Source organism: Streptomyces sp. NRRL F-6492 (genome assembly GCF_001280125.1).
GTDB lineage: Bacteria > Actinomycetota > Actinomycetes > Streptomycetales > Streptomycetaceae > Streptomyces.
Genome location: NZ_LGEG01000229.1, coordinates 17250 through 40558, shown reverse-complemented (window position 1 = coordinate 40558; position 23309 = coordinate 17250). Strand labels below are relative to the sequence as shown.

General features: G+C 75.7%; 13 protein-coding genes. 3 read left to right on the top strand and 10 right to left on the bottom strand.

From position 1 onward, the window contains the following. Positions 1-46: 46 nt before the first annotated feature. The 4 genes from ADL08_RS22440 to ADL08_RS22425 are packed head-to-tail and all read right to left on the bottom strand — an operon-like array spanning position 47 to position 11170. Positions 47-3526: an SDR family NAD(P)-dependent oxidoreductase gene (locus ADL08_RS22440; protein WP_053645778.1), complete on the bottom strand. Its 3480-nt coding sequence runs from the start codon at positions 3524-3526 to the stop codon at positions 47-49. Continuing rightward, positions 3523-4476 carry a thioesterase II family protein gene (locus ADL08_RS22435; RefSeq protein ID WP_053645776.1) on the bottom strand — a complete coding sequence of 318 codons (954 nt, stop codon included), beginning with the start codon at positions 4474-4476 and terminating at the stop codon, positions 3523-3525. The genes ADL08_RS22440 and ADL08_RS22435 overlap by 4 nt, the downstream gene beginning before the upstream one ends. Beyond that, positions 4473-7808, bottom strand: a complete 3336-nt coding sequence (locus ADL08_RS22430; RefSeq protein WP_053645774.1) for an amino acid adenylation domain-containing protein — start codon at positions 7806-7808, stop codon at positions 4473-4475. Before ADL08_RS22430 ends, ADL08_RS22435 begins: the two co-directional genes overlap by 4 nt. Further along, the gene (locus ADL08_RS22425; protein ID WP_078968354.1) at positions 7805-11170 is read right to left on the bottom strand and encodes a non-ribosomal peptide synthetase; all 3366 of its coding nucleotides are present in this window, start codon (positions 11168-11170) and stop codon (positions 7805-7807) included. The genes ADL08_RS22430 and ADL08_RS22425 overlap by 4 nt, the downstream gene beginning before the upstream one ends. A 104-nt stretch (positions 11171-11274) precedes the next feature. On the opposite strand from ADL08_RS22425, the gene ADL08_RS22420 reads away from it, so the two are divergent. Both ADL08_RS22420 and ADL08_RS22415 read left to right on the top strand, forming a co-directional pair. After that, on the top strand, positions 11275-12468 hold the full coding sequence (locus ADL08_RS22420; RefSeq protein WP_053645769.1) for an acyl-CoA dehydrogenase family protein: 1194 nt from the start codon (positions 11275-11277) through the stop codon (positions 12466-12468). Between the two features lie 2 nt (positions 12469-12470). Further along, complete coding sequence (locus ADL08_RS22415) at positions 12471-13493, top strand: acyl-CoA dehydrogenase (protein ID WP_053645766.1); 1023 nt, start codon at positions 12471-12473, stop codon at positions 13491-13493. Positions 13494-13576: 83 nt separating this feature from the next. On the opposite strand, the gene ADL08_RS22410 is transcribed toward ADL08_RS22415, so the two are convergent. Then, positions 13577-14332 (bottom strand): thioesterase II family protein, encoded by a 756-nt coding sequence (locus tag ADL08_RS22410; protein ID WP_053645801.1) that lies wholly within the window; start codon positions 14330-14332, stop codon positions 13577-13579. A gap of 78 nt (positions 14333-14410) precedes the next feature. Here ADL08_RS22410 and ADL08_RS22405 point away from each other — a divergent pair, with 78 nt between their 5' ends. Beyond that, positions 14411-15055 (top strand): 4'-phosphopantetheinyl transferase family protein, encoded by a 645-nt coding sequence (locus ADL08_RS22405; protein ID WP_053645764.1) that lies wholly within the window; start codon positions 14411-14413, stop codon positions 15053-15055. Positions 15056-15189: 134 nt separating this feature from the next. On the opposite strand, the gene ADL08_RS22400 is transcribed toward ADL08_RS22405, so the two are convergent. From ADL08_RS22400 to ADL08_RS22380, 5 genes are all read right to left on the bottom strand, one after another. After that, the gene (locus ADL08_RS22400; RefSeq protein WP_053645762.1) at positions 15190-16788 is read right to left on the bottom strand and encodes an amino acid adenylation domain-containing protein; all 1599 of its coding nucleotides are present in this window, start codon (positions 16786-16788) and stop codon (positions 15190-15192) included. Continuing rightward, positions 16785-20210 carry a condensation domain-containing protein gene (locus ADL08_RS22395; protein ID WP_053645760.1) on the bottom strand — a complete coding sequence of 1142 codons (3426 nt, stop codon included), beginning with the start codon at positions 20208-20210 and terminating at the stop codon, positions 16785-16787. The genes ADL08_RS22400 and ADL08_RS22395 overlap by 4 nt, the downstream gene beginning before the upstream one ends. Positions 20211-20564: 354 nt before the next feature. Then, positions 20565-21857 carry an MFS transporter gene (locus ADL08_RS22390; RefSeq protein ID WP_053645758.1) on the bottom strand — a complete coding sequence of 431 codons (1293 nt, stop codon included), beginning with the start codon at positions 21855-21857 and terminating at the stop codon, positions 20565-20567. Positions 21858-22034: 177 nt separating this feature from the next. Beyond that, the gene (locus ADL08_RS22385; RefSeq protein ID WP_053645756.1) at positions 22035-22247 is read right to left on the bottom strand and encodes an MbtH family protein; all 213 of its coding nucleotides are present in this window, start codon (positions 22245-22247) and stop codon (positions 22035-22037) included. A gap of 38 nt (positions 22248-22285) precedes the next feature. After that, positions 22286-23290 carry an ornithine cyclodeaminase family protein gene (locus tag ADL08_RS22380; RefSeq protein WP_053645755.1) on the bottom strand — a complete coding sequence of 335 codons (1005 nt, stop codon included), beginning with the start codon at positions 23288-23290 and terminating at the stop codon, positions 22286-22288. Positions 23291-23309 lie beyond the last annotated feature (19 nt).

Here is a 23309-nt window from a genome sequence, read left to right as displayed (position 1 = left end):
GGGGGCGGCACCGGTGTCCGGTGCCGCCCCCGCCGGGGGAAGGGAATCAGGTCAGGGCCGCCGCCAGGGCGCGGACCGTCGGGTGGTCGTAGACGGCGGAGACCGGGAGGCCCGCCGCGAAGCGCTCGTTCAGGCGCCCGATCATCCGCATGACGCGCAGCGAGTCGCCGCCCAGGACGAAGAACGTGTCGTCGCGGCCCACGCGTTCGACGCCCAGGACGTCCTCCCAGACGGCGGCGACCTCGCGTTCCAGCTCGCCCTCGGGCGGGCTGTACGCGGCCCGGGCGGGGCCCGCGGGGCCGCGCCGGCGGACGCCGGTGACGTAGGGCGCGACGGAGACGTTGGCCGGGTCGGGGCCCACCAGCAGGCAGGTCTCCGGCCGGGCGAGGGCGGCCAGCAGGAGCCGCACGCCGTGGACCGGGTCGATGCCGCGCAGACCCCGGTGGCGCGCGGCGGACGCCAGCGGGCTGCCCTCGTTCATGCCGGTGCGGTCCCACATGCTCCAGGCGATCGAGCGGACGGCGCGGCCCTCGGCGGCCCAGCGTTCGGCGTAGCCGTCGAGGGCCGCGTTGGCCGCCGCGTAGGCGCCGAAGGAGCTGCCGCCGAAGAAGCCGTTGACGGAGGAGAAGAGCACCACCGCCGTGCCGGGCCGCCCGGCGAGGAGCCCCTCGACGGCCCGGGCGCCGCCCGCCTTGGGCCGCATCATCGCGGCGAGCCCGTCCGCCGTCTCCGCGGTCAGCGCGTGCGCCTCCAGGGCGTCCCAGTGGTCGCGCACATCGGCTCCGGCCAGGTGGAACACGGTGTCCAGCGGCCGGCCCCAGCGGCGCTCGGCGTCCGCCACGACGGCCTCCAGGGCGGGGCCGTCGGCCGCGTCCACGGAGACGTACGCGACCTCGCCCAGCTCCCTGAACTCCTCCAGGGCCTCCCGGCGTTCGCCGGTGAGTTCCGCCTCCGGGGTGCGGCCGGCGAGCAGCAGCCGGGCGCCGAGCGCGGACAGCAGGTAGCCGGCGACCTCGCGCCCGATCCCGCCGAGGCCGCCGGTGAGGAGCGCGGTGCCGCCGGTGGGCAGGATCTCGCGGGGGACGGTGAGCGCGTCGGGCTCGGGCACGGGCCGCAGCCGCTGCACGTACGCGGCGGCGCCGTCCCGTACGGCGCTGACGTCCTCGCCGGGGGCGCTCCGGACGGCGGCGACGGCCGCCGTGTCGTCGGCGTCGGCGGCGACGTCGACCAGGCGGACGGCTCCGACGGTCTGCTCGGCGCGCGCGGTGCGCACCAGGGCGGCGAGCGCGGCCCGGCCTGGGTCGACGGTCTCGCCGTCGGCGACGGCGGCGGCGTGCCGGGTCAGCACGGTGACCTTGGCGTCCGGGGCGGCGGCGGCCAGGGCGCGCAGCGCGAACAGGACCCCGGTCGCGGCGCGCTCCGGGTCGGGGGTGCCGGGATCGGCGGTGTACTCCCAGGCGTGCAGGACGTGGGCGGGTACGGCTCCGAGGCCGGCGGCGACGTGGTCGAGCGCGCGGGCGTGGTGGTCGGGGTCGAGCGGGTCGACGGTGACGCGGAGCGCGCCGTCGGTGAGGAACGGGGAGCCGGGCGCGCCCGGCCGGACGACGGCGATCGGGCAGCCGGGGCCGGCCGTCTCGTCGGCGAGGGCGACCGGCAGGGCGCTGCCCTCGGGGGCGTAGACGAGCAGGGCGGCGGCCGGGGGGCGGGCGGCGACCGGTGCCGTGCCGTCCTCGCGCCGCTCCGGTCCGGCGGGCTCCCAGAGGCGTTCGAGGAGCCAGCCGTCCCCGGTCCCGTCGTCGGGGGCGGTGTCGTAGCGTCCCTCGGCGTAGGCCTCGGCGAGTTCGGCGCGCTGGATCTTGCCGCTGGCGGTCTTGGGGAACGCGTCCTCGGAGAGGGCGATCACGGCCCGCGGGTGGAGGCCGATGTCCCGGGCGAGGGTGGTGGCGATGTCCTGTTCGAGGGTGTCCGGGGCGTGCGCGGCGGGGACGTGGAAGACGACCACGCCGTCCGTGTCGCCGTCCCGCACGGGGCAGGCGGCGGCCCAGGTGGCGCGGACGCCGGGGACGGACTCGACGACGGCCTCGACCTCGTGGGAGGGGTAGTTGGTGCCGTTGACGACGAGCATGTCCTTGCTGCGGCCGGTGAGGGCGAGCCGGCCGTCGAGCAGGAAGCCCAGGTCGCCGGAGTCGAACCAGCCGTCGGGGGTGAAGGCGGAGGCGTTGGCGGCGGGGTTGCCGTGGTACTCGCGCAGCAGGGTCGTACCGGAGATGTGGAGCCGTCCGACGCGTCCCTCGGGCAGGATCCGGCCGTCCTCGTCGACGATGCGCAGGGCGACTCCGGCGACGGGCGCGCCGACGTCGGTGAAGGTGACCGCCCGCTCGGAGTCGTGCGGGACCACGGCGAGGTGGGTGTCGAGGGTGGCGGAGTCGACGCTGACGGTGCCGACGGCGGGGTCGTCGGGGTCGAGCCGGGAGTAGGTGACCCCGGAGGAGGTCTCCGACATGCCCCAGCAGGGCACCATGGCGTCGGCGGGCAGTCCGTGGGGGCGGAGCAGGCGGACGAAGCGGCGGGCGGTGCGGGCGACGACGGCCTCGCCCGCGTTGCAGACGTTCCGCAGGGACGACAGGTCCCAGTCGCCCCGGCCGATGGCGTCGGCGTGCTCGTTCACCAGGGAGAAGGCGAAGTTCGGCGCCCAGGTGTTGGTGGCCTTCCAGCGGTCGGCCAGGTCGAGCCAGGTCAGCGGGCGGCCGATGATGCTCTCGGTGCGGGCGTTGACGTGCTCACAGCGCAGGAAGACGTCCCGGACGTTGAACATGACGATGCCGCCGACGTGGTCGAGGGGCATCCAGTTGAGCGAGACGTCGTGCTCGGTGAAGCCGTTGGCCTCGACGGCCGCGTAGGTGCGGGCGACCAGGGAGCGGTTGGCGTGGCGGACGCACTTGGGGACACCGGTGCTGCCCGAGGTGAGCAGGTTCAGCACGTCGTCGTCGGGGGCGACCGGTTCGGGGCGGCCCGGCGCGGAGGAGAGCAGGTCCTCGACGGCGTGGACGCGGATCTCCGGCTCGTCCCACTGGGCGGCGAGCGCGCGGACCGGCTCGCGCAGGGCGCGGTCGGTGAGGACGAGGGGGCGTTCGAGCAGGGTCCAGGCGGCGCGCAGCTTGCGGGTGACGGCGTTCTCTCGGGTGTAGTCGCGGGCCTCGCCGACCGGGGTGGGCAGGAAGCCGCCGAGGACGCAGGCCCAGAAGCCGGTGACGAAGGCGCGGTTGTCGTGGCACTGGAGGAGGACGGAGTCGCCGGGGCGCAGGCCGAGTTCCCGCAGGCCGCCCAGGACGCGCAGGCCCTCGTCGAGGAGTTCGGCGTAGGTCTGCCGCTCGTGGGTGCCGTCGGCGCGCACGTAGACCGTTCCGCGCGCGCCGGCGTGCCGGGCCGCCAGGAGGAGCGCCTCCTGGAGGGTGGTCGCGGCGCCGTCCGGCACCACGGGTGCGGGTCCCACGGCCAGGGCGGGCCGGGGCGGTGCTTGGGTCATGGGGCTTCCTCGGGGTCGGTGGACGCGAGGGGGCGGGCGGTCTCCAGGGCCGAGACCACGGCCGCCACGGCCTGCGGCGTCATGTCGTTGACGAAGTAGTGGCCTCCGGGCACGTGGACGACGTCGCGCGGCGGCGCGGTGGTGCGCTCGCCCCAGGCTGCGGCCTCGGCCTCGGTGACGACGGTGTCCGCGTCGCCCCGTACCGGCAGGACGGGGAACGGCAGCGGGGCGGCGTCGGGGTCGCCCCGGTAGCCCTCCCACAGGGCGAAGTCGGCGCGCAGCAGGGGCAGCAGGAACTCCATGAAGGCGGCGTTGGCCAGCAGCCGTTCGGGGATGCCGCCGAGCGCCCTGACGCCGTCGAGGAAGTCCTCGTCGGGCAGGGCGTGCAGCGGCCGTCCGGTGGCGGGCAGGTGCGGGGCGCGGTGTCCGGCGGCGATGAGCAGCCGGGGCGGCTCGGCGCCCCGGCGCACCAGTTCCCGGGCGGTCTCCGCGCCCAGGACGGCGCCCGCGCAGTGCCCGTACACGGCGTACGGGACGGTGGTGTACGGGCGGAGGGCGAGCGCGCAGGCGCGGGCGAGCGGGCCGACGCCGCCGGCGGGCAGCGCGTCGCGCGCGCGGTCCTCGCGGCCGGGCGGCTGGACGGCGACGACCTCGACGTCCTCGGGCAGCAGCCCGGGCCAGGAGCGGTAGAGGGAGGCGCCCATCCCGGCGTAGGGGAAGCACAGCAGCCGCAGCCGGGGGCGCCCCGGGCGCGCGGCGCGGCGCACCCAGGGGGACTCGGCGGTGAAGGCGGCCGGCGCGGGGGAGCCGGTCGGCGCCGGGGTGCCGGGCGCGGGGGAGCCGGTCGGCGCCGGGGTGCCGGGCGCGGGTGTGCCGGTTGTGGCGGAGCCGGTCGGCGCGGGGGCGCCGGTTGTGGGGGCGCCGGTCGGCGCCGGGGCGGTCGTGGTCATGAGGCCCGCCTTCGGGTGAGGGGCGGAAGGGCCGGGGCGGTGGCGGGGCCGCGGCCCGCGAGGAGCCGGGCGAGCGCCGTGGGCGTGGGGAACAGGAACAGGTCCTGGAGGGACACCTCGCGGGGCACCCGCTGCCGCAGCCGGACCAGCATGCGTCCGGCGTCGAGGGAGCCGCCGCCGAGGTCCATGAAGTCGTCGTCGGCGCCGTAGCGGACCTCGCCGAGGACCTCGGCCCACAGTTCGGCGATCGTCGTCTCCAGGCCCTCGGCGGGCTCCCGGTAGGGAGCCCGGACCCGCCAGCGCGTCCAGTCCTCGGGGGGCAGGGCGCGGCGGTCCACCTTCTTGTTGGCGTTGCGCGGGAGTTCCGCGAGGTGCGCGAAGGCGGTCGGGATCATGTAGTCGGGCAGCCGTTCGGCGAGGAAGTCCCGCAGCGCGGTGCCCGCGAGCCCCTCGTGGCCCGGCCGGGTCACCAGGCAGGCGACCAGCTGGGTGTCGCCGGCGGCGGAGCGGACGGGGACAACGGCGGCCTCCGCGACGCCCGGGTGGGAGAGCAGCGCGGTCTCGACGTCGCCCAGTTCGACCCGGCAGCCGCGGACCTTGACCATGTCGTCGGTCCTGCCGTGGTGTTCGAGCAGTCCGTCGTCGCGGTAGCGGCCGAGGTCGCCGGAGCGGTAGAGGCGGCTGCCGGCGGGGCCGTGCGCGTCGGGCCGGAACCGGTCCGCGGTGAGCGCCGGGTCCCCCCAGTAGCCGAGCGCGGCCTCCGGGCTGCCGAACCAGATCTCGCCGAGGGCGCCGGCCGGCAGGAGTTCGCCCTCGTCGCCGAGGATCCGCATCCGGACCCCGGGGTTGGCCCGGCCGATGGGCGGCGGGGCGAGCCGGTCCCGGGCAGTCGCGGTGGAGGCGGTCAGGCGCTTCTCCCACGGCTGGAGCGGGCTGGCGACGAACAGCGCCTCGTGGCAGCCGTAGCCGACGGCCACCTCGAACGGCAGGTCGGCGGGGCCCCAGCGGTGCAGCTTCTCGCCGCCCATGATGAGGACCCGTACGGGGGCGTCCGCCGGCCAGGGGAGCCGCTGGAGGCTGTCCCCGACGGAGGTGACGACGAACACCGAGTGGACGCCGCTCGCCACGACCCAGTCCCGGAAGGCGGCCGGGTCGGCGAGGATGCCGGGCTCGGCGACGTGGACGGTGGCGCCGACGACGAGCATCCGGGCGACCTCGGCCATGGTCGTGCCGAACCCGGTGGGGGTCGTCCAGCTGCCCCGGTCCCCCGGCCCGAGGAGCGTCGCGTCGGCGAACGAGGCGCCGGCGTGGACGATCACCCGGTGCTGGCCGTGGACGGCCTTGGGTTCGCCGGTGGAGCCCGACGTCTGCATGACGTAGGCCAGGTCGTCGGGGCGGACGTCCAGGCCGGGGTCCAGGTCGGGCAGGGCGGCGAGGTCGCCGCCGAGGGCGTCCCTGAGCAGGGTGCGCTCCGGCAGGACCCCGGCGGCGGGGGTCGCGGCGGACGTGATCACCAGCCGGGGCGGCACCTTCGCGAAGACGCTCCGCAGACGGGCGGGCGGCGCCGCCGGGTCGATCGGGAGGACCACGCCGCCCGCCTTGTGCACGGCGAGGAGCGCCTCGATCCACTCGGCCGAGCGGGGCAGGCTGAGGGCGACGACGTCGCCCCGGCCCAGGCCCCGGGCGGTCAGGTGGTGGGCCAGCCGGTTGGCGCGGGCGTTCAGTTCGCCGTACGTGACCCGCTCGGCGCCCCGGACCACGGCGGGGGTGCCGGGCGAGCGCCGGGCGTGCTCCTCCACGAGGGTGTGCAGCGCGGCCCGGGGCTCCCAGCGGTCGGGGAGGTCGCTGAACGCGTGGAGCAGTTCGCCGGTGTCCTCCTCGTCCAGCATGGCGAGCCGGTGGTGCGGGGCGTCGGGGTCGTCGAGTCCGGAGCGCAGCAGCCGCAGGAAGTGCCGGGCGAGCGCGGTGACCGTGCGCGGGGCGAACACGTCGGAGCGGTAGCGGATCTCGGCGCCGCCGGGGGTGACGACCAGTTCGAGTTCGGCCTCGGTGGCCGGGTCGGTGGCCTCGGTCGCGTGCCAGCCGGCCGGCGGGTCGGGGCGCAGGGCGACGACGGAGGCGTACGGGCCGGGGTTCTGTCCGGAGACCAGCCGCCCGGCGAGCTGGGCGAGCAGCGGCACCGGCAGCGTGGCCTCGGCGAGTCCGCGCCGCAGGCCCTCGGCGACCTGGCCGGCGACCGCGCGCAGTCCGCCCGTGTACGTGACCACGGGCAGGATCTCGGCGACGGCGCCCCGCGGCCGCCGTCCCGGGCGCGTCCGGTCGGTCTCCACGCCGACCACCAGCTCGCCCGAGCGCGACCAGCGGTGCAGCACCAGCGCCCAGGCGGCCACCAGGACCTCGCCCCCGGGCACGGTGCCGGTCCGGCCGCCGACGAGCGCGGCGGCGGAGGCGAGGAGGTCGCCGGGGAGGGCGAACCGGTGGCGCGCCCAGGTGGGGGTGCGGGTGTGGTCGCCGGGCGCGGGCAGGCGCGGCAGCGCGTTGTCGAACGGCACGCCGAGCAGCTCCTCGCGCAGCCGCGCGAGCTGGTCGCCGGTCGGCCGTCCGGGCTCGTCCCCGGTGGCGGGGACGAAGGCCGGGGCCGGGCCCGTCCCGGGGCCGGAGTCCGGTCCGCACAGCTCCGCGAGCCGGGTCAGGAGGAGGCCCGCGTCCGCGTGGTCGACGAGCATGCGGTCGAGGACCAGGGAGAGGCGCGGGCCGGACGGGGTGGTGGCGATCAGGGCGCGGGCCAGGCTGGGGCCGCTGCCGCCGGGGTCCTCGTTCTCGCCCGGCTCGGTCTCGAACCGCTCCAGGAGGAGTGCGGCGGCGTCCTCCGGCACGTGCACCCGGCGGACCGTGATCCCGGCCCCGTCCGGGTCGACCGCGAGGGTGCCGTCGGGTCGCCGCGAGGTCGCGGCGAAGCTGTCCGGGTACTCGGCGGCCAGGGCGCGCAGCGCCTCGTCGAGCCGTTCCTCGCCGAGGTGCGCGGGCGGTTCGAGGCGCAGGGCGAGTCCGCGCACCCGTGAGGTCCGCGCGACGGTGCGGAACCGGTCGAGGGCGGGGTCCACCGCGGTCCTGGCGGCGGCGGGGGAACCCGTGCCCCCGTTGCCCACGGGGCCGCCGAGGGGGTCGTTCGCGAAGCCGGCCGGGTCGCCGACGGGGGCGTTCCCGGGGGCGCCGGGACCGTTCGAAGGGGTTCCGGGGCCGTCGGCGAGGCCGTTCACGGGCTCACCGGGGCCGCCCGGATCGCCCGGACCGCCCGGGCCTCCGACAAGGCCGTTCAGGGGCTCGCTCACGGAGTCGCTCCCTTCGTCTGTGCTCCGGCGCCGTCGTCCGCGAGCAGCGCGGCGACCTGCTCGTCGTCCTGGTTCTCCACCAGCGCGAGCACGTCGAGGACGCTCTGCCGGCGGCTGCGGGTGCGCTCCAGGAGGGCGTCCACCGCCAGGGCGGTGCCGGACACGGTCGGGTTGCGGAAGAAGTCCGCGATGGGCAGTTCGACGTCGAAGACGGCCTTGACCTTGGGGGCGATGCGGATCGCCTGGAGGCTGGTGCCGCCGAGGGCGAAGAAGTTGTCGTGGTTGCCGACCCGGGGCGCGGCCAGGAGCGGCTTGAACACCTCCTCCGCGAGGAGCCGTTCGGTCTCGGTGCGCTCGGCGTCGTCCGTGTCGTCGTCCAGCGGCGCGAACTCGACGGCGGGCAGCGCCTTGCGGTCCACCTTGCCGCTGGCGGTGAGCGGGATGTCGTCCAGCGGCACCAGGAACGTGGGGACCATGGTGGGCGGCAGCCGGTCCGCCAGGTTGGTGCGCACGGAGTCCAGGTGCAGCGGGCCGCCCGGCGCGCCGACGACGTACGCGACGAGGAGGTTGTCGCCGCGCGGTCCGGTCACGACGTGGGCGACGGCCTGTCCGATCTCGGGGACGGCGAGCAGCGCGGCCTCGACCTCGCCGAGCTCGATGCGCACGCCCCGGACCTTGACCTGGCGGTCGACCCGGCCACGGAAGACGATGTCGCCGTCGCTCTGCCAGCCGGCGAGGTCGCCGGTGAGGTACATCCGGGATCCGGGCGGCCCGTAGGGGTCGGGCCGGAAGCGCTCGGCGGTCTGGTCGGGCCGGCCGAGGTAGCCGCGGCCGAGGCCGGCGCCGGCGACGGCCAGTTCGCCGCAGGCCGACGGGGGCAGCAGGTCGAGCTTCTCGTCGAGGACGTACGCCCGGTGGTTGCGCATGGCGCGGCCGATCGGCGGGGAGGCGTGCCAGGTGCCCTCGCACCGCTTGGCGATGACGGTGACGGTGGTCTCGGTCGGGCCGTAGCCGTTCCAGAAGGCGCGGCCGCCGGCCGCCCAGCGGGTGGTGAGCTCGCCGCTGAACGCCTCGCCGCCGACGAAGCAGACCCGCAGCTCGGGGTAGTTCTCCGGGGTGAGCAGGTCCATGATCGCCGGGGGGAGGTCGATCACGGTGATGCGCCGCTCGGCGAGGATCCGGTCGAGGGCGGAGATGTCGCGGCGCTCGTCCTCGTCGGCGAGGTAGACGCTCGCGCCGGTGAGGAGCGCCCCGAAGAGCTCGAAGACGGAGACGTCGAAGCCGGTGGAGGCGAACGCGAGGAAGCGGTCGCCGGCCGTGAGGCCGAACATCTCCTGGGTGGTGCGGACGAAGTTGGTGACGTTGCGGTGCTCGACGAGGACGCCCTTGGGGCGGCCCGTGGAGCCGGAGGTGAAGATCGAGTACGCCAGGTCGGCCGGATCGGTGCGGACCCGCGGCGCGTCGTCCCGCTCCTCCGCGCCGAGGGCCTCGACGTCGATCAGCTCCCAGGGTCCGTCGGGCAGTTCGCCCGCGGTCGTGGCGTCCCCGAGGACCAGGCGGACCCCGGCGTCGGTGAGGACGGCCTCGTTGCGGGTGGCCGGGTTGCCCAGGTCGAGCGGCACGTAGGCGGCGCCGGTCTTGAGGACGGCGAGGACGGCCTCCACGAGCCGCGGGGTGCGGCGGGTGGCGACGCCGACGAGTGCGCCGGGGCCGGCGCCGAGGGCGGCGAGCCGGTGGGCGAGGGCGTTGGCCCTGCGGTCCAGCTCCCGGTACGTGAGCGTGCCGTGCGGGCCGGTGACCGCGGTGGCGTCGGGGTGCTCGGCGGCCGTGCGGGCGAAGACGCCGTGCACGGTCTCCCCGGTCTCCCGCTCCCCGGGGACCTCCCGCTCCCCGGCGGCGTCCCGGTCGCCCGCCGGGACGTTCCAGCGGGTCAGGATGGCGCGCCGCTCGTCCTCGGTGGCCAGCGGGGCGCGGGTGAACGACGCCTCGGGGTCGGCGCTGAGGGTGCGCAGCTGGGTGAGGTAGCGGTCCAGGAAGAGCCGGGCCGTCTCGGGGGCGTAGAGGCTGGTGGCGTAGCGGGCCCTCAGGACGGGCGCGTCGGAGTCGAGTTCGGCGGAGAGCGAGAACTCGAAGGGCGAGCTGCCGGTGTCGAGCTGCTCCAGGGTGAGGGCGAGGCCCCCGGCGTCGGCCCGCCGCTGGGCGGGCGGCGCGATCTCGAAGCCGATCTGGACGAGCGGCAGCCTGCCCTGGTCCGGTTCGACGCCGGCGGCGGACAACAGCTCCTTGAAGGGCAGCCCGCCGTGCTCGTCGGCCGCGATCCGGGCCTCGTGCACGAGCCGGACCAGGTCGGAGAAGCCGGTGGCGCCGTCGATGTCGACGCGGACCGGGAGGAGCTGGCCGCAGTCGCCGACCAGCAGGTCGGGGTCGAAGGCGCCGAAGACGTCGCCGGGCACGCCGATGAGCAGGTCGGTGCGCGAGGTGAGGCGGCCGACCAGGGCGAAGTACGCGGCGAGCAGCACGTCCCGGACGGGGACCCCGAGCCGGCCGGCCAGCGCGGTGACGGAGCGGGAGAGCGGCTCGTCCAGGGGGCGCTGCACGGTGCTCGCGGTGAGGTCGAGGACGAGTCCGCGCGGCCGGTCGGGGGCGATCTCGGTGCTCTCCCAGCCGGAGAGGGCGCCGCGCCACCAGTTCCAGTGGCCGGCGGCCTCCTCGGAGGCGGCCCACTCGCGCTGCCAGGCGGCGTAGGCGCCGAACTGCGGCCCGTCCTTGCGGTCCTCCGGCCGTGCCGGGCCGCCGGTGCGGGCGGCGTAGGCGGCGGCGAGGTCGCGCAGGACGACGCCGGCGGACCGGGGGTCGAAGACCAGGTGGTGGGAGAACCACAGCAGGACGTGCCGGTCCTCGGCGACCTTCAGCAGGCGCAGCCGGACCAGCGGTCCGCCGTCCAGGTCGAAGCCGTGGCGCAGCTCCTCGCGGGCCAGGGCCTCGCAGCGCTCGGGCAGCCGCTCCTCGCCGACCGTCTCGGCGGTGAGCCGTCCGCCCGGCCTGCCCCGGACGATCTGCTCGCCGGCGGGGTGGTCGTGCGGGAACACCGACCGGAGCACGGTGTGCCGGTCGAAGACCTCGTCGAGCGCGGCGGACAGCGCGTCCCGGTCCAGGTCACCGTGGAGGGTGTAGGCGAAGGCCAGGGCGTAACGGCTGTCGCCCGGTGACAGTTTGTCGAAGACCCACAGCTGCTCCTGGCGGAAGGTGAGGGGCGACACCCTGGTCCCGCGGTCCACGTTGCCGATTCCCTGAAGGAACTGCTCTCGTCGCTCGGCGGGCAGACTTCGCAGCCGGCGCAGGAGCTCGCTCTCTTGTGTCATCGCGGCCTTCCCCCAACTCGGGTTACATGTCGACTTCCATCAACAGTCTTCGTTGATTATGTTGACTGTAGTACGGTGAGGAAAGTCTCGACAAGGGTGAGGCCATGGACTTCAGCATTCTGCGGACAACAGACGAGTTTCGCCGTGAGCTGCGCGAGGTGCTGTACTCGCCTGCCGTCGACGACCTGGTCAACGCGGTCGCGACGCGGGCGGACGGGATGGACGGCGATGCCCGTGAGCTCTATCGGCACTTGGGGAAACACGGGGTGCTCGCCCCGGCGTGGCCCTCCGAGTACGGCGGAAGGGACGGTGACTTCACCGAGACTCTTGTCCTGATGGAGGAGCTGGTCCAGCGTGGTGTTCCACAGAGTCTCTACTTCATCTCCGTCCAGATCGTAGGGTCTCTCATCCTGCAGTCCGGTACGGAGGAGCAGAAGCGGACCCTGCTGCCCCGGCTCGCCTCCGGCGACCTCGCGGCGTGCATCCTGTTCACCGAGCCGGACAACGGCTCCGACCTCGCGGGCGTCGTCACGCGCGCCGAGCGGAACGACCGCACCGGCGCGTGGACGGTGAGCGGGCGCAAGAAGTTCAACCTCAAGACCGCCTACGCGGACGTGGCGCTGATCGCCGCCCGCACCGACGACTCGGTCAGCCCGTACGAGGGGATCAGCCTGTTCCTGGCGCCGCTCTCCTCCCCCGGGGTGACGGTCCGTCCGCTGCCCAGCCTGGCCGACGAGCAGTTCCACGACGTCTCCCTGGACGGGGTGCGGGTCGGGGACGACGCCCTGCTCGGCGCGCCGGGCGAGGGGTGGTCCCTGATCACCGGCATGTTCTCGGCGGAGCGCAGCGGCGTCGACTACTACGCGCGCGGCCTGCACTGGCTGCGGCTGGCCGAGGAGCAGCTGACCGCGGGCGGGCGGCGGGCCGGCGAGGACGAGGCGTCGGGCCTGGCCCGGCACTGGGCGCGGCTGGACGCCGGCCGGCTGCTCAGCGGCCGCGCCCTCCAGCGCCTCCAGGAGCGGGAGCCGGACATCGCCGAGGCGTCGCTGGCCAAGTGGCACAACTCCGACACCGCGCAGCAGATCGCGTGGTGGTCGCTGGAGCGCCTGGGCCTGCCGGTCGCGGCGGGCGGGCCGCAGGCCTCGTCCACCGAGGTGCTGGAGGCGGCCTACCGCGAGGCGGCCGGCATGACCATCTCCGGCGGCGCCTCCGAGGTGCTGCTCGAAATCGTGGCGGGCGCCCGCCTGCACCACGAGTCCGACCACGACCACGCCCACGCCGGCAGGAGGCAGCGCTGACCATGGACCTGCATCAGGATCCGATCCAGAGCCGGATCGCCGACGCCGTCGCCCTCGCCCTCACCCACACCGGGGAGGCCCGGCGCGAACTGGCCGCGGTGGGCGTGCCGGCCATCGGCCTCCCGGTCCCCCTCGGCGGCATGGGCCTCGGCCTGTCCGCGGACATCGCGGTCAACCGGGAGCTCGGCCGCGCCCTGGAGACCGTGCCGGAGCTCCGCGAGACCGTGCTGTGCCTGGAACTCCTGGCGGACGCCGGGACCGACGGCCTCGGGGACGTGCTGTCCCGCATCCACGAGGGCACGGGCACCGCCGTCACCGTCGGCCTGCACGGGCCGACGACCGTGCGCCTGGACGGCGACGGGCTGCTGTGGGGCACCAGCGAGACGCTGCCCGCCGCCGACTGGGACGTGGCGCTCGTGCGGGCCGCCACCGGCGGCGGGGGCCACCGCTGGCTCCTGGTGCGGCCGGACGGGGCGACCGTGCACCGCGAGGAGGCCGCGCTGCTCGGCGCCCCGGCGGCGCGCTGGCGGTTCGAGGCGGCGGCCGGACAGCCCGTGCCGGTCGTGGAGGCGCAGCTGCGGCGGGCGGTCGCGGCGGCGCGGACCCGGCAGGCCGCGCTGCTCCTGGGGATCGCGAGCCGGGCCCTGGACACGGCGCGGGCGCACGTGGGCCGGCGCCTCCAGTTCGGCAGGCCGCTCCTGGAGTTCCAGACCGTGAGCCACCGCATCACCACGCTCCTCGGCGACGCCGACGGCTGGGAGCTGCTGCTCAACGAGACGGCCTGGGCGCACGACCGGGGCGCCGGGGCGCCGGCCGCGGCGCCGCAGATCCTGGCGGCGGCGGCGGAGCACGCGCTGAAGGCGGCGCGGCTCTCCCTCCAGCTGCACGGCGTGCGGGGCATGCTGGCGCACTCGGTTCCGGCGACGGCCTACCGGCTCGCGACGGTCGAGGCGGTGCGGCTCGGCCCGCCGGCCGGTCTCTGGCTGGAGGCGGGCCGGGCGCGCCTGGCGGGCGCGGGGGCCTGAGCGGGCCGGTACGGAAGGAGGGGGTCCCACCCGGCATCCACCGGGTGGGACCCCCTCTCGCGCGGGCGGGGCCCGTACGGGCGTCAGACCATGGCCTTCAGGTCGCGCTCCAGGGCGGCCACCAGGTCCGCGGGGGCGTCCAGGAAGGTGTAGTGGGTGCCGGCGAGGACCTCCTTGCGGGCCGCGTCCCGCGCGACCCAGTCGGCCCAGCCGCCCATCAGGGCGTGCGGGACCTCCACGTCGGCGTCCCAGCCGAGCGCGGTGACGGCGCACGGCAGGGAACCGGCCGCGTCCTTGCGGTACTTCTTGTTGGCCTCGACGTCCGCGACGAGCACCTCCAGGTAGAGGTCGAGCATCTCCTCGGGCGGCCGGGCCGCGCCGAGCGCGGCGAGCAGGGCGACGAGCTCCGCGCGCAGCCCCGCCTCGTCGAGCCCCAGGAAGCGCCCGTACGGGCCGTCCTGCGGGGCGACCTGGGAGGAGACGAAGACCCGCTCGGGCGGCCGCAGTCCGCGCTCCACGATCCGGACGACGCTCTCGAAGGCCGGCAGCGCGCCCCCGCAGTGCCCGAACACCGCGTACGGGCGGTCCAGGTGCTCGGCGATGCCCTCGACGAGCTGGTCGGCGAGCTCCTCGTAGGTGCCGAAGTGCGGTTCCCTGGTGCGGTTCTCACGGCCGGGGAGCTGGAGCGGGACGACCTCGGCCGGGCCGATGCGGGTGGGCCAGTTGCGGAACATGGAGGCGCCGCAGCCGGAGTACGGGAAGCAGAACAGCCGCACGTCCGCCTCCGTGGAGGGCGGGGTGAGGAACCATCGAGAAGGCGTTGACTTTGCAGTATCCATGGTCACATACTACATATACACTATAGAGATTGCAGAGAAGTCAACCGAAGCCACAGTGGAACACCGGGGGTGACGTGCATGCGTGATCTGCTTCCCGGAGCCGTCGCGGTGGCGGTGGCGGACGCCTCGGCCTGGGCCGAGGAGCCGCTGCCCGAGGAGGCCGCGACGCTCAGCGAACGTGCGGTCCCCGCGCGACGGAGGGAGTTCCGGGCCGGCCGGGCCTGCGCGCGCCGGGCCATGACGGCCCTCGGCCTGCCCCCGCTGCCCGTTCCCGCGGGCCGCGACCGGGCCCCGGTCTGGCCGGCGCGGGTCGTCGGCAGCATCTCGCACACCGGCGACTACTGCGCCGCCGCCGTGGCCCGTGCGGACCGCGTCCGGTCGATCGGCATCGACGCCGAGGACAACCTGCGCCTGGACGAGCCCACCCGGCGGCTCGTCTGCCGCGAGGAGGAAGAGGAGTGGTGGCACGGCCCCGGCGGTGAGGCCCCGTACTGGCCGACCGTGTTCTTCAGCGCCAAGGAGGCCGTCTACAAGGCCTGGTTCCCGCTGGTCGGCGGCTGGCTGGGCTTCCACGACGTCCGCGTCGAACCGGACCCGGCCACCGGCACCTTCACCGCCCGCGTCCTGGTCCCCCGCCCTCCGGGCCCCGCCCCCGAGGTCCTCCACGGCAGGTTCGCGGTCTCCCCCGGCCTGGTCCGCACGGCGGTCGTGGTGACGCCCTAGACCCCGGCGGACGCGTACGAGGGGGTGGCGACGGATCGGATCCGTCGCCACCCCCTCGTACGCGTGCGCGCGTGCGCCCCGCCCGCGCGGCTCCCGGGGGCCGCGGCCGTCACTCCGCCGCCCCCGGGCCGGGTTCACTCCGAGTTCTCCGCCATCGCCCGCAGGCGCGGCCGGTCCATCTTGCCGTTCGGCATCGAGGGGAGGTCGGTCACCGCGCGGAAGCGGCCCGGGACCATGTAGTCGGGCAGCAGCTCCGCGAGGGCCGCGCGCAGGGAGACGAGGGACGGGGCGTCCGGGCCCGGCTCCAGGACCACGAAGGCGACCAGGGACTTCTCGATGCCGTCCTCGCCCCGTACCGCCACCGCGCACGAGGAGACGCCGGGCAGGTCGCCCAGGACCCGCTCGACCTCGGGGAGTTCGAGCCGGAAGCCGCGGATCTTCACCTGGTCGTCGGCGCGGCCGAGGTAGTCCAGGGAGCCGTCCGGCCGCCGCCGGGCCACGTCGCCGGTGCGGTACACGCGGCGGCCCGGCCGGCCGGGCTCCGGGAGGAAGCGCTCGGCCGTCAGGTCGGGGCGGTTCCAGTAGCCGAGGGCGACCTGGACGCCGCCGACGTGGATGTCGCCGATGCCGCCGGGCGGCACCTCCTCGCCCCGGGCGTCGAGGACGTACACCCGGTTCCCGGGCACGGGCCGGCCGATCGGCGGCAGGGCCGGCCAGCCGTCCGGGTCGCCCTCCAGGGCGTGCCAGGTGACCACGTGGGCCTCCGAGGGCCCGTACTGGTTGACGAGGCGGCAGCCGGGCAGCGAGGCGAGGAGGGCGCGCAGGGCCCGGGAGCACTGCAGCTGCTCCCCCGCCGTGACGATCTCCCGCAGCGGCGGGGCGCCGGGCGCGCCCGGTTCGGCGACCAGGACGAGGGCCTGGAGCGCCACGTACGGGAGGAACATCCGGTCCACGCGCTCGCGTGCCACCGCCTCCCACAGCCGGACCGGGTCCCGCCGCTCCTCCTCGGTCACGCACACCACGGTGCCGCCGACCGCGAGCGAGGCGAAGATCTCCTGGAAGGAGACGTCGAAGGAGATCGCGGAGAACTGCAGGGTCCGGCTGCCGACGGCGGACCCGGAGGCCCCGGCCTGCCACTCCACGATGTTGGCGAGCGCGCCGTGCGGCATGGCGATGCCCTTGGGGGCGCCGGTGGTGCCCGAGGTGTAGAGGACGTACGCCAGGTCCTCCGCGGCGGGCGGCGGCGGCAGGAGGGACTCGGCGACGGCGCTCGCGGACCACGGCGCGGGGCCGTCGTCGAGGAGCAGGACCGTGCGGCCCCCGGCGGCGAACCGCTCCGCCGTCTCCCGGTGGCCGAGGACCACCCCCACCCGGGCGTCGTCGAGCATGTGCTCCAGGCGGGCCCGGGGGTAGCCGGAGTCCAGCGGGAGGAAGGCGGCGCCCGAGCGCAGCACCCCGATCAGGGCGACGACCAGCTCGGTGGAGCGCAGGGCGGCCAGGCCCACCACGTCCCCGGGTCCGATGCCCTCCCCGCGCAGCCGGGCGGCGATCGCGCCCGCACCGCGCCACAGGTCGCGGTAGGTCACGGCCGGGCCGTGTCCCGCGAGGGCGGGCTCGTCGGGGTGGCGGGCGACGGCGGCGGCCACCAGGTGCAGCACGCTCGGCGCGTCGCCCGCGCGCACCTCCTCGGCGGCCTGCGCGGGGGTGGCGGGAAGTCGTATGTCGACGCTCATCGGCGGTTCGCCTCCTCGGGGGTGCGGCCGGCGGCCCGGAGCACGCCGTCCAGGACGTGGGCCACCCGGACCAGTTCGGGGTTGCGCATGATGCTGTAGTGGTCGCCGGGGACGCGGTGCACGACGACGTCCTCGGCGACGGCCCGCCAGCCCTCGACCGCCTCGGGGGATCCCTCGGCCTGGATCAGGTGGACCGTCCCGGGGTAGCGGGGGCCGGTCGGCCGGTAGGCGGCGAGACCGAGCATGTTGTCCCGGTAGATGCCGTACCGGCGCACCACCTCGTCGAGGTCGAGCCCGGCGGGCGCGGAGTCGCCCCAGCCGTCCAGGACGTCGGCGAACAGGCGCCGCACGGTGAGGAACTCGCTGCCCGGCGGCAGCTCCCGGGCGGCCATGCCGAGGTCGGCGGTGAGGTCCCGCAGGAAGCTGTGGAGCAGATAGGCGTGGGTGTCGGGGCTGTCGGGGTCGCCGTCGTACAGGAAGGAGTCGATGAGGACGACGGGCCCCGGGTCCTGGCCCCGGGCGTGGAGCTGCCGGGCCATCTCGAAGGCGAGGGTGCCGCCGAGCGACCAGCCGCCGAGCAGGAAGGGGCCCGGGTCGGCGGCCTCCAGCTCGGCCAGGTAGGAGGCGGCGCGGGCCTCGTGGGAGGGCGCCTCCTGGCCGCCCTCGAAGGCGTACACGGTGCGGTTGGTGAGCGCCGTGGCCAGGGAGGCGTAGCAGAAGACGCTGCCGCCCGCCGGGTGGACGAGCGCGAGCGCGGGGGCGACGGTGCCGGACTGGATGCGGGCCAGGGCCCCGGGCCGCTCCTCCGCCCCGGCGCCCAGCGAGCCGATCCGCACGGCCAGGTCGGCGATGGTGCGGTACCGGAAGAGGACGCTGACCGGCAGGTCGACGCCGGTCGCGCGGCGCAGCCGGGCCATGACCTGGACGGCGAGCAGCGAATGGCCGCCGAGCAGGAAGAAGTTGTCGTGCACGCCCACCGACGGCAGACCGAGGACGGAGCGCCAGATCTCGGCGAGGGCCTCCTCCAGCGGGGTGGAGGGCTCGGTGTGCCCGGGCGCGGCCGTCTCCCGCTCGGCGACGGGGGCGGGCAGCGCGGCGCGGTCCACCCGGCCGTCGGGGGTGAGCGGGAAGGCGTCGAGGACGACGTACGAGGTGGGCAGCAGCACCTCGGGCAGCAGGCGCTGGCAGTGGGCGCGCAGCGCCTCGCGCAGCCGGCCGGCCTCCTCGGAGCCGGAGTCGGAGCCGGAGTCGGGGCCGGAGTCGGGGCCGGATCCCGGGGCGGGGGCGTGCGGGCGGTGCGGGACGAGGTACGCGACGAGCACCAGGTTCCCGGTGGCGTCGAGGCGGGCGTCGACGCGGGCGTCGCCGACGGCCTCGTGGGTGAGGAGCACGGCCTCGATCTCGGCGCGCGGGACGCGGACCTGCTTGAGGTGGACCTGCTCGTCGCGGCGGCCGAGGATCTCCAGGGCGCCGTCCTCGCGGAAGCGCCCGAGGTCGCCGGTGTCGGTCTCCGTACCGCCGGACCCCCCGCCCGTACGGGAGACGTGGACCTCGCCCGGCACGCCGACCGGCACCGGGTTGCCGTGCGCGTCGAGGATCCGGACGCGGCGTCCGGGCAGCGGGCGGCCCGCGACGTCGTGGCCGGCGGGCGCGTCGCCGGCGCAGCGGCGGGTGGCGACCGCGCCGGTGGCCGGGGTGGTGTAGAGGGTGTGCAGCTCCGCCGTCGGCAGGGCCGCCAGGCAGCGCCGCTCCAGGGCGAGCGGCAGGGGTTCGCCGGAGACGACGATCCGTCGCGGGGCCCGTACGGCGGCGCCGTTCTCGGCCGCGGCGACGAGCCGGTGCAGCAGGCCGGGCCGGATGCGCAGCTCGGCGGTCTCCCCGGCCGCGAGCGCGTCCAGGACGGCCCGCGGGTCGTCGCCCGCCTCGACGATCCGCCCGGCCGGCGCGGCCGGCGGCAGGGCGTCGGCGGCGGGGGCGGTCAGCCGGTCGAGTTCGGCCAGGTCGGCGTCGTCGAGCAGGGCGAGCGCGGCGATCGGCCGGTCGGGGTCGGCGAGCGCGCGGGTCAGCAGCCGGCCGAAGGTGCGGCTCATGCGCCGCATCACGGCGGCGTCGAACAGCTCCGCGTTGTAGACCCAGGAGCCGCCGAGCCGCCGCTCGTGCGCGTACAGGTTCAGTTCGAGGTCGAAGCGGACGATGCCGCTGTCGAACGGCACGAGGTCGGCGTCCAGGTGCGGCAGCCGCACCCGCTCGTCGCCCGCCGTCTGGTAGTTGAACAGCACCTGGAAGACGGGGCTGACGGTGGGGTTGCGGTCCGGCTGGAAGTCGATGACGAGCTTCTCGAAGGGCATGTCCTGGTGGGCGAAGGCGCCGAGCACGGCGTCCTTGCCGCGCCGCACGGCCTCGCGCAGGGTGGGCGCCCCGGTCAGGTCGGAGCGGACCACCAGGGTGTTGACGAAGAAGCCGATCAGCCCCTCCAGCTCCTGGTGGGTCTGGCCGGCGACCGGCACGCCGAGGAGGACGTCCTCCTGGCCGCTGTACCGGCCCATCAGGGCGGAGAAGCAGGTCAGCAGGACGGTGAAGGGGGTGGTCCGCTCCTCCAGGGCGAAGGCGTGCACGGCCCGCGCCAGGTCCTCGGGGAACTCGAACTCCTCGTTGCCGCCGTTGACCCGGTGGCCGGTGGGCCGGGCGCGGTCCATCGGCAGCTGGAGGATGCCGGGGGCGCCTTCGAGCCGCTCGCGCCAGTACGAGGTGAGCTCCCGCTCGCGCTCGCCGGTGAGCCGGCCGCGCTGCCAGATCGCGTAGTCGACGTACTGCTGCGGGAGCTCGGGCGGCGAGGCGACCGCTCCTCCGGTCAACTCGTGGTAGAACGCGTCGAGTTCGCGGAAGAGCGTGCCCACGGACCAGCCGTCGCAGACGATGTGGTGGACGCAGAGCGCGATCAGGTGCTCGTCGTCGGAGACCCGGACGGTCGCGGCGCGCAGGAGGGGGCCGGTCGCGAGGTCGAAGGGCTGTCCCGACCACTGCTTGACGCGCTCCTCGGCGGCGGCCGAGGGGTCGGGGGCGGCGGAGACGTCGAGCTCCTCGACCACCGGCTCGAAGGGCGGCCGCACCTGCTGGACGGGCATGCCGTCGGGCGCGGGGAAGACGGTCCTGAGGACCTCGTGGCGGCGCACGACCCGGGCGAGGGCGCCCGCCAGGGCCCGGCGGTCGGGGGCGGTGGGGGTGCGCAGGACGATGGGGATGTTGTACGCGCAGCTGCCGGGGACGAGCCGGTCGAGGATCCACAGCCGCCGCTGGGCGAAGGAGACGGGCCCCGTCCGGGTCTCCTGGTCGTGGCCGCGGTCGCGGTCGCGCTCGGCGAGCAGCCTGGCGAGCCGGCGCCGCTTCTCTTCCAGGGCATCGGTCGATATCTGGTCGGTCACGGGCCTACCCGTCTTCCTCGTCGCCGTCGGTCCGGTCGGTGGAACGCGCGTGCACAGCAAAGGGTGAACAAGCACAGGTGAACAGCAGGGGGTGGAAGGGAGCTGGAGGGAGGCACGAGGCCCGGCCGCCGGGGGACGTACGGCCGGGCCTCGTGCTGTCGGAGGGGCCGGGCGGGAGGGCCCGGCCCGGCCCCGGGAGGACGGCTCCCCGGGGCCTCCCGGCGGACCGGGGGCCCGCCCGCCGGGCCCGGAGCCTGTCCGCCGGGACCGGGGGCCTGTCCGGCGGACCGGGAACCTGCCCACCGGACCGGAAGCCCACCCGGCGGACCGGAAGCCCGCCCGGCGGACCGGGCCCTAGGCGGCCTGGAGCTCCGTCGGGACCTCGTCCCTGATGCCGTGCACCGAGCCGGCCACCAGCCAGCCGATGGCGGCCCAGGCGAACACCGCCGCCACGGCGAACGACGCGGCGTTGCCCCAGGCGGAGGCGGCGGCCGCGCCGAGGACGGGTCCGAGCGCGTTGGCGCCCCAGACCAGCGGGAGCGAGACGCCGCCGACCCGGCCCATCAGGTGCGGCGGGGTGGCCTTCTGCACCATCGTCATGATGCCGACGTTGGCGATCGGCGTGGTGAGCGAGGCCAGGAACTGGGAGAGCGCCACGACCACGACGCCCGTCGTGCCCTGGCCGGCCAGGACCATGAGGAGCACGGCGAGGCCGAGCAGGGCGTGGGTCGCGATCAGCGCGCGGCCCATGCCCAGGTGGTGCAGGACCTTGCGGGAGAAGATCGCGCCGACGACGAAGGCGACGCCGCCGGCGCTCATGACGAAGCCGAGCTGGGCGGGGCTGAAGCCCAGGTCGTCGTAGGCGTACACGACGAGCATCGCCATGGTCATGGAGACGGCGAGGTTGCCGAAGAAGCCCATGAGGGTCAGGCTGCGCAGCAGCCGGTTGCCGACCAGGGTGGTGAAGCCGTGCTTGAGGTCGGCGACGGCCGCGCCGACCCCCTTGCCGCTGGGCTGCGGGGCGGGCTCCGGCTTGCGGATGGCCCAGATGGTGAAGGTGGAGACGAGGAACGACAGGGCGTCGACGGTCACGGCCTTGGCCGCGCCGAGGACGCCGACGAGCACGCCGCCGATGCTGCGGCCGAAGACCGCGGCGAGCGAACGGCTCATCTGCGTCTTGGCGTTGGCCTCGGCGAAGTCCTCGCGCTCGATCAGGGCCGGGAAGTGCGCCTGGTACGCGAGCTGGAAGATCACGTCCAGGGTGCCCTTGACCACGGCGACGACGTACAGGTGCGTCATGCTCACCGAGCCGAGGACGGCGGCGAGCGGCAGCGAGCCCAGGGCGACGGCGCGGCCCAGGTTGGAGACGATCATCAGGGGGCGGCGGCGCATCCGGTCGGTGAGGACGCCGACCACGGGGCCGAGGACCACGAACGGGATCCACTGCAGGGCGATGAGCAGACCGACGGATCCGGCGGAGGCGCCGAACGCGAGGACTGCCAGGGAGGGCAGCGCGATCAGGGAGACCTCGCTGCCCAGCAGGCTCACGGACTCGCCGGTCCACAGCTTCATGAAGTCGCTGTTGCGGGTGAGCCCGGGCCTGCGCGGGGCTTCGGCCGCCCTTCCGGGCTGCTCCTGGGTGGTCATCAGGTGTTACCTCTCTGCGGGGTGAGGGGACGGGGGTCGCGGGTGGAGGTGGGGGGCACCGGCGTGGCGGCGGTCCGTGGGCGGCCGTGGCGTGCTCGATCGATCGCGGTGGGTCGGTCGTGGTCGTTCGGTCCGTCGGTGGACGGGGCGGCGGGGCCTGCGCGGCCGGCCGGCGCGTCAGTCGGTCGCGGCCGCGGCGAGGCGGCGGCGGAGGCTGAGCGGACGCATGTCGGTCCAGACCTCCGCGATGTGGGCCAGGCAGGCGTCCTTGGGGCCGGAGAAACCGGTGGCGGTCCAGCCGAGCGGCACCTCGCGGCCCTCGGCCCAGATCGAGTACTGCTCCTCGTGGTTGACCACGACCAGGTACGTGCGGCCATCGTCGTTCTGCATGGGTGTCAGCTCCTTGTCTTCGGTGCCGGGGCGGGTGGTCAGGGGAAGGAGATGCGCTCGCCGATGCCGTGCTCGACGGCCTTGCGGTAGACGAGGGCGGCGGCCACCGCGTCCTGGACGGGCAGGCCGAGGGTCTCGAAGACCGTGGTCTGCGTGTCGTCGGTGCGGCCGGGCCGGGTGCCGGCCAGGACCTCGCCGATCTCGGCGGCGATGGCGTCCTCGGTGAGGGCCCCCTCGGCGATGGGCAGCAGGATGTCCCCGGCCTCCCGGAGCGCGGCCTCGCGGTTGTCGACGATCAGCCGCGCGGAGGCGACCGTCGCGGTCGGCAGTTCGCGGCAGCCGGGGCCGAACGCGCCGATCGCGTTGACGTGGACGCCGCGCCCGGCGGGCAGCTCCGAGGCGTCGAAGACCGGCTCGTCGCCGGAGACCGAGGTGGCGGTGCACAGCACGTCGCAGTCGGCCAGGGCCTCGGCGGTGGAGTCGCTGACCTCGACGTGCGGGTAGAACCCCTTGGCCCAGCGGGCGAGTTCCTCGGCGGTGGAGCGGGTACGGCTGAAGATCCGCACCCGTTCCCAGTCGCGGGTGCGGGACAGCGCCTCCAGGTGGCCGCGCGCCTGCACCCCGGCGCCGATGACCGCGAGGGCGCGGGCGTCGGGGCGGGCCAGGGCGCGGGTGGCGACGGCGGTGACCGCGGCGGTGCGGATCTCGGTGAGGGCGCCGGCGTCCACCAGGGCGAGCGGCTGCCCGTGGATGGCGTCGACCAGGATGACCAGGCCCTGGACGCTGGGGAGTTCCCGCTCGACGGCGCGCGGGAACATGCTGAGCATCTTCAGGCCGAGGACGGGCTCCTCGGCGGGGCCGCCGACGGCGGGCATGAGGAGGACCATGCCCCCGTGCCCGGGCGGCTCGACGGTCACCCGGGGGTGCTCGTAGAGCTCGCGCCGGGACGCCCTGACCATGGTGTCCTCCATGGCGGGGACCGCGTCGTCGTAGGTGAGCAGCTTGCGTACCGCGGCTGCGTCGATCACGTGCAGGTGTCCCACCGGCTTCTCCTCGGGTGGC